Origin of the sequence: Streptomyces sp. CB00316 (assembly GCF_001905595.1) — a bacterium.
Taxonomy (GTDB): domain Bacteria; phylum Actinomycetota; class Actinomycetes; order Streptomycetales; family Streptomycetaceae; genus Streptomyces.
In genome coordinates this window covers 124,904-137,670 of record NZ_LIXI01000006.1, presented here as the reverse complement: position 1 = coordinate 137,670, position 12,767 = coordinate 124,904, and the positions used below count along the sequence as shown (strand labels likewise).

At 70.1% G+C, this 12,767-nt stretch carries 10 protein-coding genes, 1 tRNA gene and 1 pseudogene; 2 read left to right on the top strand and 10 right to left on the bottom strand.

Annotated features, from left to right (window positions below):
- Positions 1-86: 86 nt before the first annotated feature.
- Both AMK21_RS18855 and AMK21_RS18850 read right to left on the bottom strand, forming a co-directional pair.
- Entirely contained in the window at positions 87-767 is a 681-nt protein-coding gene (locus AMK21_RS18855) for a TetR/AcrR family transcriptional regulator (protein ID WP_015609059.1), read from the bottom strand.
- A complete protein-coding gene (locus tag AMK21_RS18850; protein WP_073879410.1) occupies positions 764-1,756 on the bottom strand; it encodes an acyl-CoA desaturase in 993 nt (330 codons plus the stop codon). Before AMK21_RS18850 ends, AMK21_RS18855 begins: the two co-directional genes overlap by 4 nt.
- Positions 1,757-2,155: 399 nt before the next feature.
- On the opposite strand from AMK21_RS18850, the gene ppc reads away from it, so the two are divergent.
- Complete coding sequence (ppc, locus tag AMK21_RS18845) at positions 2,156-4,885, top strand: phosphoenolpyruvate carboxylase (RefSeq protein WP_073879409.1); 2,730 nt, start codon at positions 2,156-2,158, stop codon at positions 4,883-4,885.
- Positions 4,886-5,059: 174 nt separating this feature from the next.
- Here ppc and AMK21_RS33765 read toward each other — a convergent pair whose 3' ends face one another.
- The 8 genes and pseudogenes from AMK21_RS33765 to AMK21_RS18805 all read right to left on the bottom strand — a co-directional run bounded on the left by AMK21_RS33765 (position 5,060) and on the right by AMK21_RS18805 (position 11,271).
- On the bottom strand, positions 5,060-5,875 hold the full coding sequence (locus tag AMK21_RS33765; RefSeq protein WP_079181201.1) for an LPXTG cell wall anchor domain-containing protein: 816 nt from the start codon (positions 5,873-5,875) through the stop codon (positions 5,060-5,062).
- Positions 5,876-6,000: 125 nt separating this feature from the next.
- Positions 6,001-6,444: a hypothetical protein gene (locus AMK21_RS18830; protein WP_199863231.1), complete on the bottom strand. Its 444-nt coding sequence runs from the start codon at positions 6,442-6,444 to the stop codon at positions 6,001-6,003.
- A 39-nt stretch (positions 6,445-6,483) separates the two neighbouring features.
- On the bottom strand, positions 6,484-7,077 hold the full coding sequence (gene pth / locus AMK21_RS18825; protein ID WP_073879404.1) for an aminoacyl-tRNA hydrolase: 594 nt from the start codon (positions 7,075-7,077) through the stop codon (positions 6,484-6,486).
- A 163-nt stretch (positions 7,078-7,240) separates the two neighbouring features.
- Positions 7,241-7,825, bottom strand: a complete 585-nt coding sequence (locus tag AMK21_RS18820; protein ID WP_073879402.1) for a 50S ribosomal protein L25/general stress protein Ctc — start codon at positions 7,823-7,825, stop codon at positions 7,241-7,243.
- A 222-nt stretch (positions 7,826-8,047) separates the two neighbouring features.
- Complete coding sequence (locus AMK21_RS18815; RefSeq protein WP_015609053.1) at positions 8,048-9,025, bottom strand: ribose-phosphate diphosphokinase; 978 nt, start codon at positions 9,023-9,025, stop codon at positions 8,048-8,050.
- Positions 9,026-9,144: 119 nt separating this feature from the next.
- Positions 9,145-10,593, bottom strand: a complete 1,449-nt coding sequence (gene glmU, locus AMK21_RS18810; RefSeq protein ID WP_073879882.1) for a bifunctional UDP-N-acetylglucosamine diphosphorylase/glucosamine-1-phosphate N-acetyltransferase GlmU — start codon at positions 10,591-10,593, stop codon at positions 9,145-9,147.
- A gap of 108 nt (positions 10,594-10,701) precedes the next feature.
- Positions 10,702-10,774 (bottom strand) — tRNA-Gln (locus AMK21_RS35135).
- Positions 10,775-11,271: pseudogene (locus AMK21_RS18805) on the bottom strand (hypothetical protein).
- 156 nt (positions 11,272-11,427) lie between these two features.
- Here AMK21_RS18805 and AMK21_RS18800 point away from each other — a divergent pair.
- The gene (locus AMK21_RS18800) at positions 11,428-12,759 is read left to right on the top strand and encodes a sensor histidine kinase (RefSeq protein WP_073879400.1); all 1,332 of its coding nucleotides are present in this window, start codon (positions 11,428-11,430) and stop codon (positions 12,757-12,759) included.
- Positions 12,760-12,767: the final 8 nt, after the last annotated feature.

Below are 12,767 nucleotides of genomic sequence, written 5' to 3'. Positions count from 1 at the left end.
GGATTCTCTGCCCTGCCGACCACTACGGCGGGGAATCCGCAGCCGTCATCACAGCGGGTCACGTGCCGGGGAAGGGGTGATTGAGGTCAGCTCTTCCGGTGCCCTATCAGCCGCGGCTTCGACTCCAGGTTCTCCAGCCCGTGCCAGCACAGGTTGACCAGGTGTGCCGCCACCTCGGCCTTCTTCGGCTTGCGGACGTCCAGCCACCACTGGCCGGTCAGCGCCACCATCCCCACCAGCGCCTGGGCGTACAGCGGGGCCAGCTTCGGGTCGAAACCGCGGGCCTTGAACTCCAGGCCCAGGATGTCCTCCACCTGCGTGGCGATATCGCTGATCAGGGAGGCGAACGTGCCCGTCGACTGCGCCACCGGGGAGTCCCGGACCAGGATCCGGAAACCGTCCGTGTACGACTCGATGTAGTCCAGCAGCGCGAAGGCCGCCTGCTCCAGCAGCTCCCGCGGATGGCCCGCCGTGAGCGCCCCCTGCACCATGTCCAGCAGTCGGCGCATCTCGCGGTCGACCACCACCGCGTACAGGCCCTCCTTGCCGCCGAAGTGCTCGTACACCACCGGCTTGGAGACCCCGGCGCGGGCCGCGATCTCCTCCACCGACGTGCCCTCGAACCCCTTGTCGGCGAAGAGGGCACGACCGATGTCCAGCAGCTGCTCGCGGCGCTCCTTGCCGGTCATCCGGACGCGCCGGGCCCGCCGGGAGGCGGTGGGCCTGCTCTTCTCGCTGCTGCCGTCGGTCGCCACGTCGTCAATCATGCCGGGTCGACCGGTACGGTCGTGCGCCGGGCATCGATACGGGCCGCGTCCGGCCACCGCACGTCGGACGCCCACCCCAGCTGCTCGAACCAGCGGATCAGCCGGGCACTGGAGTCGATCTGCCCCCGCATCACCCCGTGCCGCGCGCTCGTCGGGTCCGCGTGGTGCAGGTTGTGCCACGACTCGCCGCACGACAGCACCGCCAGCCACCACACGTTCCCCGAACGGTCACGGGACTTGAAGGGGCGCTTGCCCACCGCGTGGCAGATCGAGTTGATCGACCACGTCACGTGGTGCAGCAGCGCGACCCGTACCAGCGAACCCCAGAAGAACGCCGTCGCCGCACCCCACCACGACATCGTCACCAGACCGCCCACCAGCGGCGGAATCGCCAGCGAGACGATCGTGAAGGTCAGGAAGTGGCGCGAGATGCCCCGGATCGCCGGGTCCTTGATCAGATCGGGGGCGTACTTCTGCTGCGGGGTCTGCTCCTCGTCGAACATCCATGCGATGTGCGCCCACCACAGGCCCTTCATCAGGGCCGGAAGGCTCTCCCCGAACCGCCACGGCGAATGCGGGTCACCCTCCGCGTCCGAGAACTTGTGGTGCTTGCGGTGATCGGCCACCCACCGCACCAGGGGCCCCTCCACCGCCAGCGAACCCATCACGGCCAGTGCGATCCGCAGCGGACGCTTCGCCTTGAACGAACCGTGCGTGAAGTACCGGTGGAAACCGATCGTGATGCCGTGGCAGCCGATGAAGTACATCGCCACCATCAGCCCGACGTCCAACCAGCTCACCCCCCACCCCCATGCCAGCGGCACCGCCGCCAGCAGGGCCACGAACGGCACCACGATGAACGCCAGCAGCGCGAACTGCTCGATCGACCTCTTCTTGTCCCCGCCCAGCGTGGCGGGCGGGAGGGGAGAGGTGGTGGCGTTGGAGGTGGACGGGCCGGTCTCGTCGATCACGTCGGGTGTGGACGGCATAGAGGAGTCCCCCGGAGGGTGAGGAAGTGGTGCTCGGACGGCCATGGCTACGGTTCCGTAACCTACGGCTTGGTAAGTATGGCAGTGACGGGACCCACAACACGAGAACCCGGTCCAGCCCGTCGTACGCGGTAGTCCGCCTGCCCGAGGGGTAGGGCACTCGGTGCCGACGCTGTTCTCCGCCCCCACCAGGGCTGCGGACACGCCGAAGGCGACGACACCTATCCTGGAAGGGTCGGACAGCGCGGTCCGCACCCGCTCGTCGGGGCGTGGCAACAGCACCGCTGGCTGCCGCAGGGCCCCGTACCCCGCCACGCGCCTCCCACCGCCCATCGGCACCGTCACCCGGGAGACGCCGAAGCGACGCACCTCCTCATTCACTGCAAGGAGCCGCACACTGTGAGCAGTGCCGACCAGACCCCCGCCGCCAGCCCCGAGCTGCGCGCCGACATCCGCCGCCTCGGCGACCTCCTCGGCGAGACCCTCGTACGCCAGGAAGGCCAGGAACTCCTCGACCTCGTCGAGCGGGTACGCGCCCTGACCCGCACCGACGGCGAAGCGGCGGCCGCACTCCTCGGCGACACCGACCTGGAGACCGCCGCACAGCTCGTGCGCGCCTTCTCCACCTACTTCCACCTCGCCAACGTCACCGAGCAGGTCCACCGCGCCCACGAGATGCGCGACCGCCGCGCCGCCGAGGGCGGGCTCCTGGCCCGCACCGCCGACCGGCTCAAGGACGCCGACCCCGAGCATCTGCGCGCCACCGTCAAGAACCTGAACGTCCGGCCCGTCTTCACGGCCCACCCCACCGAGGCCGCCCGCCGCTCGGTCCTCAACAAGCTCCGCCGCATCGCCGAGCTTCTGGAGACGCCGGTCATCGAGGCCGACCGCCGCCGCCACGACCTCCGGCTCGCCGAGAACATCGACCTCATCTGGCAGACCGACGAGCTCCGTGTCGTCCGCCCGGAGCCCGCCGACGAGGCCCGCAACGCCATCTACTACCTCGACGAGCTGCACACAGGCGCAGTCGGCGACGTCCTCGAAGACCTCGCCGCCGAGCTGGAGCGCGTCGGCGTCGAACTCCCCGCCGGCACCCGCCCCCTCACCTTCGGCACCTGGATCGGCGGCGACCGCGACGGCAACCCCAACGTGACCCCCGCCGTCACCTGGGACGTCCTGATCCTCCAGCACGAGCACGGCATCACCGACGCACTCGAACTCATCGACTACCTGCGCGGCCTGCTCTCCAACTCCATCCGCTACACCGGAGCCACCGACGAGCTCCTCACCTCCCTCCAGGCCGACCTGGAGCGCCTCCCCGACATCAGCCCCCGCTACAAGCGGTTGAACGCCGAGGAGCCCTACCGCCTCAAGGCCACCTGCATCCGGCAGAAGCTCGTCAACACCCGCGAGCGCCTCGCCAAGGGCACCCCCCACCGCCCCGGCTGCGACTACCTCGGCACCTCCGAGCTCATCGCCGACCTCGCCCTCATCCAGACCTCCCTGCGCGAGCACAAGGGCGGCCTCTTCGCCGACGGCCGCATGGACCGCACCATCCGTACGCTCGCCGCGTTCGGCCTCCAGCTCGCCACCATGGACGTACGCGAACACGCCGACGCCCACCACCACGCGCTCGGCCAGCTCTTCGACCGCCTCGGCGAGGAGTCCTGGCGCTACGCCGACATGCCCCGCGACTACCGGCAGAAGCTCCTCGCCAAGGAGCTCCGCTCCCGCCGGCCCCTCGCGCCCACCCCGGCCCCGCTCGACGCGGCCGGCGAGAAGACCCTCGGCGTCTTCCACACCATCAAGGAAGCCTTCGAGCGCTTCGGCCCCGAAGTCATCGAGTCCTACATCATCTCGATGTGCCAGGGCGCCGACGACGTCTTCGCCGCCGCCGTCCTGGCCCGCGAGGCCGGACTGATCGACCTCCACGCCGGCTGGGCCAAGATCGGCATCGTCCCGCTCCTGGAGACCACCGACGAGCTCAAGGCCGCCGACCTCATCCTCGACGAGATGCTCGCCGACCCCTCCTACCGACGCCTCGTCTCCCTGCGCGGCGATGTCCAGGAGGTCATGCTCGGCTACAGCGACTCCTCCAAGTTCGGCGGCATCACCACCTCCCAGTGGGAGATCCACCGCGCCCAGCGCCGGCTGCGCGACGTCGCCCACCGCTACGGCGTACGCCTGCGCCTCTTCCACGGCCGCGGCGGCACCGTCGGCCGCGGTGGCGGCCCCTCCCACGACGCGATCCTCGCCCAGCCCTGGGGAACGCTGGAGGGTGAGATCAAGGTGACCGAGCAGGGCGAGGTCATCTCCGACAAGTACCTCATCCCCGCCCTCGCCCGCGAGAACCTGGAACTGACCGTCGCGGCCACCCTCCAGGCCTCCGCCCTGCACACCGCGCCCCGCCAGTCCGACGAGGCCCTCGCCCGCTGGGACGCGGCCATGGACACCGTCTCCGACGCCGCCCACAGCGCCTACCGCAAGCTCGTCGAGGACCCCGACCTCCCCGCGTACTTCCTCGCCTCCACCCCGGTGGACCAGCTCGCCGACCTGCACCTGGGCTCGCGGCCCTCCCGCCGCCCCGGCTCCGGCGTCTCGCTCGACGGCCTGCGGGCCATCCCGTGGGTCTTCGGCTGGACCCAGTCGCGCCAGATCGTGCCCGGCTGGTACGGAGTCGGCTCCGGCCTCAAGGCCCTGCGCGAAGCCGGACTCGGCACCGTCCTCGACGAGATGCACGAGCAGTGGCACTTCTTCCGGAACTTCCTCTCCAACGTGGAGATGACGCTCGCCAAGACCGACCTGCGCATCGCCCGGCACTACGTCGACACCCTCGTCCCCGACGAGCTGAAGCACGTCTTCGACGCCATCGAGGCGGAGCACGCGCTCACCGTGAGGGAAGTCCTCAAGGTCACCGGCTCCACCGAACTGCTCGGCACCAGCCCGGCGCTCCAGCAGACCTTCGCCATCCGCGACGCCTACCTGGACCCGATCTCCTATCTCCAGGTCTCGCTGCTGGCCCGTCAGCGCCAGGCGGCCGAACGCGGCGAAGCGCCTGACCCGCTCCTCGCCCGCGCCCTGCTGCTCACCGTCAACGGCGTCGCGGCGGGCCTGCGCAACACCGGCTGACCCAGGGAACGCGCGAGTGCCCCCGCCGACCCGGTCGGCGGGGGCACTCGCGTCTCGGCCGGTCCCGTGCCGCCTCGGCAGGGGACCGGCAGGCGGAGAGCGGTTCGAGACCGTCTCCGGTGGGGCCTCAGAGGCGCCTCGCGTGGGGTGCGGTGCGGTGCTCGGCCCCGGGTATCAGCCCTGGGCGGCCGACTGCTGCGTCTTGCGGCGGCGGGTCACCAGGAAGGCGCCGGCACCAGCGAGGGCGACGGCGGTGGCGGCCAAGACGCCCACCGGGACACTGGAACCGGTCTCGGCCAGGTCGCCGGTGCCCTTGTCGGTGCCCGTGCCCGTGCCCGTGCTCTCCGAGGCGGACGGAGCCACACCCGGTGACTCCGGTGTGGTCGTGGCCGGAGCGGTGGCCGACGGGGTCGAGCCCGGCTCGTCGGTCGGGGTGCTCGTGGGGGTGTCGGTGGGCGTGTCCGTCGGGGTGCTCGTGGGCGTGTCCGTCGGCGTGTCCGTCGGGGTGTCGGTCGGGGTGTCGGTCGGGGTGTCGGTGGGGGTGTCGGTGGGGGTGCCCGACGGCGTCGGGGTCACCGAGGCCGGGCAGGTGTGCGACAGGTTGAACTTGTTGTGCTTGACCGTGCCCTTGATCTCCGCCCTGATCGCGGTCAGCTCGGCACCCGGCTCGGAGATGGCGTAGGCGTGGTCGTCCTTCGGCGGACCGAAGACCGTGATCTCCTGCTCGCCGCCCGGCTCGAAAGTGACCGTCAGCTTGGTGAAGGTCGCGGTGTTGCCCGGGAGAATGAAGTGCCAGCCGTCCTTGTCGGTGGGGACGCCCGGGCACTCCTCAGCGGCCTTCCCGTCGGCGAACTCGGCTGCAGTCAAAGGAAGTTGCTGGCGCAGGGTCGGGTGGGTCGGGCCGTCCGTGGCTGCGGCGGCCGGGGCCAGCACGAGACAGGTCGTCACGGCAGCGACCAGGGCACCGAACGGAGTCAGGAAGCGTTGCATGGGCACTCGTCCATCTGAGAGGTGAAATTTGCCGTGGAGGGCGGCGAAGGGGCATCTTAGCCGCACCACCGACCCGACCCGCCCCGCCGGTTCATAACGATCGTGGCCCCCCCCGGGGACCACGGTCACACCGCGAGGAAGGTCGCCACCACGAGCATCCCGCCGGCGCCCGCCAGTGACCACGCCGTCCGCGTCGCCCGCAGACCACCCGCGGCCAGCGGGGCCGCCAGCAGCATCGCCCCGCCCAGCGGCAACCAGGCGTGCAGACCTCCACTCCACCCGGTCCGGACCGCCACTTCCGTGCCCGGCTTCACCACCACAGGCAGCCCCCGGCCTGTCCGAACCGCCACCGACCGCTCGATGGTCACCGTCGTGCGCGGCGGACCTTCGCCGTCGGGGACATAGCGGCCGTTGCACATCTGCTCACCGCACGCGGCCACCGTGAGAACACCGTGCTGCCGCCCTTTGGGCAGCAGGACGTGGTGCGCCGACTCCCACGAGGCCCAGGCTCCCGCGCCAAGCAGGAGCAGGATGACCAGGACCACCGCGGCGCTACGGACGTGTGTCATGAGCCGCGATCGTACAGTCGCACCCATCCGCGCGGCCGGTCAGGAGTTGTACGCGCTCTGCGCCCGCTCCAGCCCCTCCGCCAGCAGACACTCCACCGAGTCCGCCGCCCGGTCCACCCAGAACGCCAGCTCCTTGCGCTCCACCGACCCGAAATCCTTCAGCACGAAGTCCGCGACCTGCATCCGCCCCGGCGGCCGCCCGATCCCGAACCGTACCCGGTGATATTCCGGACCCATCGACTTCGTCATCGACTTCAGCCCGTTGTGCCCGTTGTCCCCGCCGCCCAGCTTCAGCCGCAGCATCCCGTAGTCGATGTCCAGTTCGTCGTGGATCGCCACGATGTGATCGGTCGGCACCTTGTAGAAGTCCCGCAGCGCCGTCACCGGCCCGCCGGACAGATTCATGTACGACATCGGCTTCGCCAGCACCACCCGCCGGCTCCCCGGGCCCGGCGGACCGATCCGCCCCTCCACCACCTGCGCCTGCGCCTTCTGCGCCCGCTTGAACTTCCCGCCGATCCGCTCGGCCAGCAGATCGGCCACCATGAACCCGACGTTGTGCCGGTTCGCCGCGTACTCGGGGCCGGGGTTGCCGAGGCCCACGATGAGCCAGGGGTCGGTGGCGTCGGACATCAGCGCTCGGTCTCCTCGTATGCGGAAGTCACGGGTCGTACGCGGGGGGCACAGCGAAACGGGGCGGCGGCTCCCCCGGAAGGGAACCACCACCCCGTCAGTCAAGCAGGTGGAACGTCAAGCAGGTCAAGCGTCAAGCGGGTCGAACGGGAGCGGCGAGGGCTCAGGCCTCGACGGTCTCGGTCTCGCCCTCGGCGGACGGCTCCTCGGCCTGCGCGGCGACGACCTGGATCACGATCGCGTCCTCGTCACCGGCGAGCACGGAGCCCTTCGGCAGCGGGATGTCCTTGGCGACGATCGAGTCACCGGCGTCCAGGCCCTCGACGGAGACCGTCACGGACTCGGGGATGTGGGTGGCCTCGGCCTCGACGAGCAGCGTGTTCAGCACGAACTCGAGCAGGTTGGCGCCCGGCGCCAGGTCGCCCTCGGCGTGCACCGCGATCTCGACGTTGACCTTCTCGCCGCGCTTCACGGTCAGCAGGTCGACGTGCTCGATGGTGCCCTTGAGGGGGTGACGCTGCACGGCCTTCGGGATGACCAGCGCGTCCTTGCCGTCGATCTCCAGACCGATCAGCACGTTGGCCGTACGCAGCGCGAGCAGCAGCTCGTGGCCCGGCAGCGTGATGTGGACCGACTCGGCGCCGTGGCCGTAGACGACCGCGGGGACCCGGTTGGCACGACGGATACGGCGGGCGGCGCCCTTGCCGAACTCGGTACGGACCTCGGTGGCGAGCTTGATCTCAGCCATGGTTGCACTCCTCGTCAGGTGACGGAACCGTCGGAAACGGATCTCGAACGGTCACCCGGCCCACGACAGGCCTGCTACGAAGAGCGCGTCGATAACGGAGCACCGTACACACAGGTACGGCCTCCCTCGCCGAGCAACTCGGTGAGTCTACCCGGCGGGGAGGCCGTACCCCAAAGTGGATCAGCGGGGGCCGCTCTCAGGCGGCCGGCCCCGCTCCTCCGGTCAGCCCTGCTCCTCGAAGAGGCTCGTCACCGAACCGTCCTCGAACACCTCGCGCACCGCGCGCGCGATCGTCGGCGCGATCGACAGCACCGTGATCTTGTCCAGCTCCAGCTCACCCGGGGTCGGCAGCGTGTCCGTGAACACGAACTCGCTCACCTTCGAGTTCTTCAGCCGGTCCGCCGCCGGACCCGACAGCACACCGTGCGTCGCCGTCACGATGACGTCCTCCGCACCGTGCGCGAACAGCGCGTCCGCGGCGGCGCAGATCGTGCCACCCGTGTCGATCATGTCGTCGACCAGTACACAGACCCGGCCCTCGACGTTGCCCACGACCTCGTGGACGGAGACCTGGTTCGGCACATCCTTGTCGCGGCGCTTGTGCACGATCGCCAGCGGCGCGTCCAGCCGGTCGCACCAGCGGTCGGCGACCCGCACGCGGCCCGCGTCCGGCGACACGATCGTCAGCTTGGAGCGGTCGACCTTGGCGCCCACGTAGTCCGCCAGGATCGGCAGCGCGAACAGGTGGTCCACCGGACCGTCGAAGAAGCCCTGGATCTGGTCCGTGTGCAGATCGACCGTGAGGATCCGGTCCGCGCCCGCCGTCGCCATCAGGTCCGCCACCATACGGGCCGAGATCGGCTCACGGCCACGGTGCTTCTTGTCCTGGCGGGCGTACCCGTAGAAGGGCACGATCACCGTGATGGAGCGGGCCGACGCGCGCTTCAGCGCGTCCAGCATGATCAGCTGCTCCATGATCCACTTGTTGATCGGAGCCGTGTGGCTCTGGATCAGGAAGCAGTCCGCGCCACGTGCCGACTCCTGGAACCGCACGTAGATCTCACCGTTGGCGAAATCGAAGGCCTTCGTCGGCACGAGACCGACACCCAGTTGGTGTGCGACCTCCTCGGCCAGCTCGGGGTGGGCGCGGCCGGAGAAGAGCATCAGTTTCTTCTCGCCGGTCGTCTTGATCCCGGTCACAGCACAGTCTCCTCAGACGTGTATCTGGCGCTGCACGCATAGGTCCCGATGTGCAACGAGCCAGCCGAAATGGGTGAGCATCTATCACGGTACGCCGTCACCGACGCACCTGTTTCCGGTCAGCTTTCGCCGTCGGCTCCCTGCGAGGATGCCTGAGCAGCCTGAGCGGCCGCGCTGCCCGGACGCTTCCGGGCCACCCAACCCTCGATATTCCGTTGCTGGCCCCGCGCCACGGCGAGCGAACCGGCGGGGACGTCCTTCGTGATGACCGAACCGGCGGCGGTGTAGACCCCGTCCCCGACCGTGACGGGTGCCACAAACATATTGTCCGAACCGGTACGGCAGTGGGAGCCGATCGTCGTGTGGTGCTTGGCCACCCCGTCGTAGTTCACGAAGACGCTGGCGGCACCGATGTTGGTGTGATCGCCGATGGTCGCGTCACCGACGTAGCTGAGATGCGGGACCTTGGTCCCTTCCCCGATGGTGGCGTTCTTCATCTCCACGTACGTACCGGCCTTGGCCTTCGTCCCCAGCCGCGTCCCCGGCCGCAGGTACGCGTACGGCCCGACGGACGCCCCCGGGCCGACCTCGGCCGAGTCCGTCACGGAGTTGTCCACCCGGGCCCCGGCGTGCACGACGGTGTCCTTGAGCCGGGAGTTCGGCCCCACCTCACTGTCCTCAGCGAGATGGGTGGTCCCCAGCAGCTGCGTCCCCGGGTGCACGACCGCGTCACGCTCGTACGTCACGGTCGCGTCGATCAGCGTGGACGCCGGGTCGACGACGGTCACGCCCGCGAGCATCGCCCGCTCCAGCAGCCGCTCGTTCAGCAGCCGGCGTGCCTCGGCGAGCTGGAGCCGGTTGTTGATGCCGAGGATCTCGCGGTGGTCGCCCGCCACGGACGCCCCGACGCGGTGCCCCGCCTCACGCAGGATGGAGAGCACATCGGTGAGGTACTCCTCGCCCTGGCTGTTGTCGGTGCGCACCTTGCCCAGCGCGTCGGCCAGGAGCGACCCGTCGAACGCGAACACCCCGGAGTTGATCTCCGAGATCGCCCGCTGCTCGTCGGTGGCGTCCTTGTGCTCGACGATCTCGGTGACCGCGCCGGAGGCCGCGTCGCGCACGATGCGCCCGTAGCCGGTGGAGTCCGGGACCTCGGCGGTCAGGACGGTGACCGCGTTGGCGTCGGCGGCGTGGGTGGCGGCGAGCGCGCCGAGCGTCTCGCCGGAGAGCAGCGGGGTGTCGCCGCAGACGACGATCACGGTGCCGTCGACGGACCCGCCGAGCTCTTCGAGCCCCATACGGACGGCGTGCCCGGTCCCGTTCTGCTCGGCCTGGAAGGCGGTGCGCACAGGGGCGTCGCCGGCGTTCAGGTGCGCGGTGACCTGCTCACTGGCGTGCCCGACGACCACGACGAGGTGCTGGGGGTCCAGCTCACGGGCGGCGGCGACGACATGTCCGACGAGCGAGCGCCCGGAGATCTCGTGCAGGACCTTGGGTGTCTTCGACTTCATGCGGGTGCCCTCACCCGCTGCGAGGACGACGACGGCTGCCGGGCTGGTTGCGCTCACGGATGTGCCCTTCGGCTTCGGGTGGTGGTCATCCGCAGGATACCGGGGGTGTTTCCGGCGGAAACGGGGGCGGGCCCCGACCGGTGTGGTCGGGGCCCGCGTGCCGAGCTCCCCCATCAGGATTTGAACCTGAACAGACGGTACCAAAAACCGCAGTGCTGCCTGATTACACCATGGGGGACTAATCCCTGCTAAACCGGACATTGAGTCGGTTCGCCGGATCGGCACCCAACACTATGCCGTACCAAGCGCCTTCTACGCGACGATAGAGCTCCGCACTCTTGGTCACGTAGATGACGAGGCGGCCGCGGTAGGCCTCGCCTGTGTTCTTGCGGTTGGTCTTCGGGGCGTGTTTCTTGAGTGTCGCCTTCATGAAGTCACTGCGGGGCACCCCGGTGAGCTCCGACCAGAAGATGCGCTCCTCTTCCGTGTAGCGCGGCTCCGGTTTCGGCAGGCCCCGTACCCAGAGCGAGATCGAACTCTTCGACCACCCCAGCTCCACTTGGATCTGGTCGTACGTCATGCCCTGGAGCCGAAGCGCGCGGGCCTTCTCCCTGAGGTCGTCCTTGGCGTTCGGGCGGTCCCTGATCTGGCGCACGCTGAGCCCCTCCCGGCGCAGCGCCACCGCCTGGGTCGGAGGCCCTCGAGGTCGGCGTACTTGCTTGTGGTCTCGGTCATACGGAGAGCGTCGTCCGGTATGCGGACGCTCGGGTCGAAAACGCGGTCGATTCGCCATTTCAGGCGATCGGCGCGTGTTTCGTGCTCGTTCGAACGCGGAACGTGCTGTTGCCGGTCACCGGAAAATGGGATGCGGCCGCCCGTAGGCTGGATGCCATGACCGCAACGGGGGCAGACCGGGAGGCGGCGGGATCGACCACCCGCGGCTACTGGTGGTGGGAACGGCGGCGCGGTGTCGCCCTGGACGTGGGACTGGCGCTGGTATCGGCGCTGGAGTGTGGCCTGGAGGGGGTTGATTTCGCCGGGAACACCGGGTTGCCGACGCCGGCGGGTGTGGTGTTCGGACTGCTCGCGGGTTCGGTGCTGCTCGTACGGCGGCGGTGGCCGATCGCCGTGGTGCTGGTGTCGATCGCGACGACGCCTGCCGAGATGGGCTTCCTGATGGGCCTGGTGGGCCTGTACACGCTGGCCGCGTCCGAGGTGCCGCGCCGGATCACCGTCGTCCTGGCGGGGATGTCGTTGGTGGGGACGTTCATCGTCACCTATGTACGGCTGCGCCAGAGCGTTGCCGAGCAGGCTGATTTCGGGCCGGGGGACTGGTATGTGCCCCTGGTGTCCGTCTTCATGTCGGTGGGCCTGACGGCCCCCTCCGTGCTGTTCGGCCTCTACATAGGGGCGCGGCGCCGTCTGATGGAGAGCCTGCGGGAGCGTGCGGATTCGCTGGAGCGGGAGCTGTCGCTGCTGGCGGACCGGGCGGAGGAGCGGGCCGAGTGGGCGCGTACGGAGGAGCGGACCCGGATCGCGCGGGAGATGCATGACGTGGTGGCCCACCGGGTGAGCCTGATGGTGGTCCATGCCGCGGCGCTTCAGGCCGTCGCCCCGAAGGACCCGGCGAAGGCGGTGCGGAACGCGGCGCTGGTGGGGGACATGGGGCGGCAGGCGCTGACGGAGTTGCGGGAGATGCTGGGGGTGCTGCGGAGCGGGGACGCGCTGATCGCGCCGGTCGCGGCGGGTGGCGGTGCGGTTCCGCTGGCGGCGGTGGGGCAGGCGGCCGCGGCGGCCGCCGCGGCGGCGTCGGAGGACGGGCCCCGGCTGAGCGAGCTGGAGGCTCTGGTGGCGCAGTCGCGGCAGGCGGGGATGGTGGTGGAGCTGTCGGTGGACGGGGAGCTGCGCCCGTACGCGCCCGAGGTCGAGCAGACGGCGTTCCGGGTGGTGCAGGAGGCCCTGACGAACGTGCACAAGCATGCGGCGGGCGCGAGGACGTGGGTGCGGCTGGCGCACCGGGGGGCCGAGGTCGCGATGCAGGTGGAGAACGGTCCTTCGGACGCGGCGGTGGCGGATGCGGGGCTGCCGAGCGGGGGGAACGGGTTGGTGGGGATGCGGGAGCGGGTGCTGGGGCTGGGGGGTGTGTTCGTGTCCGGTCCTACTGACGCGGGCGGGTTCCGGGTGTCGGCGGTGCTGCCGGACGTCTCCGGCCCGTCCGGCTGAGGCGGCCG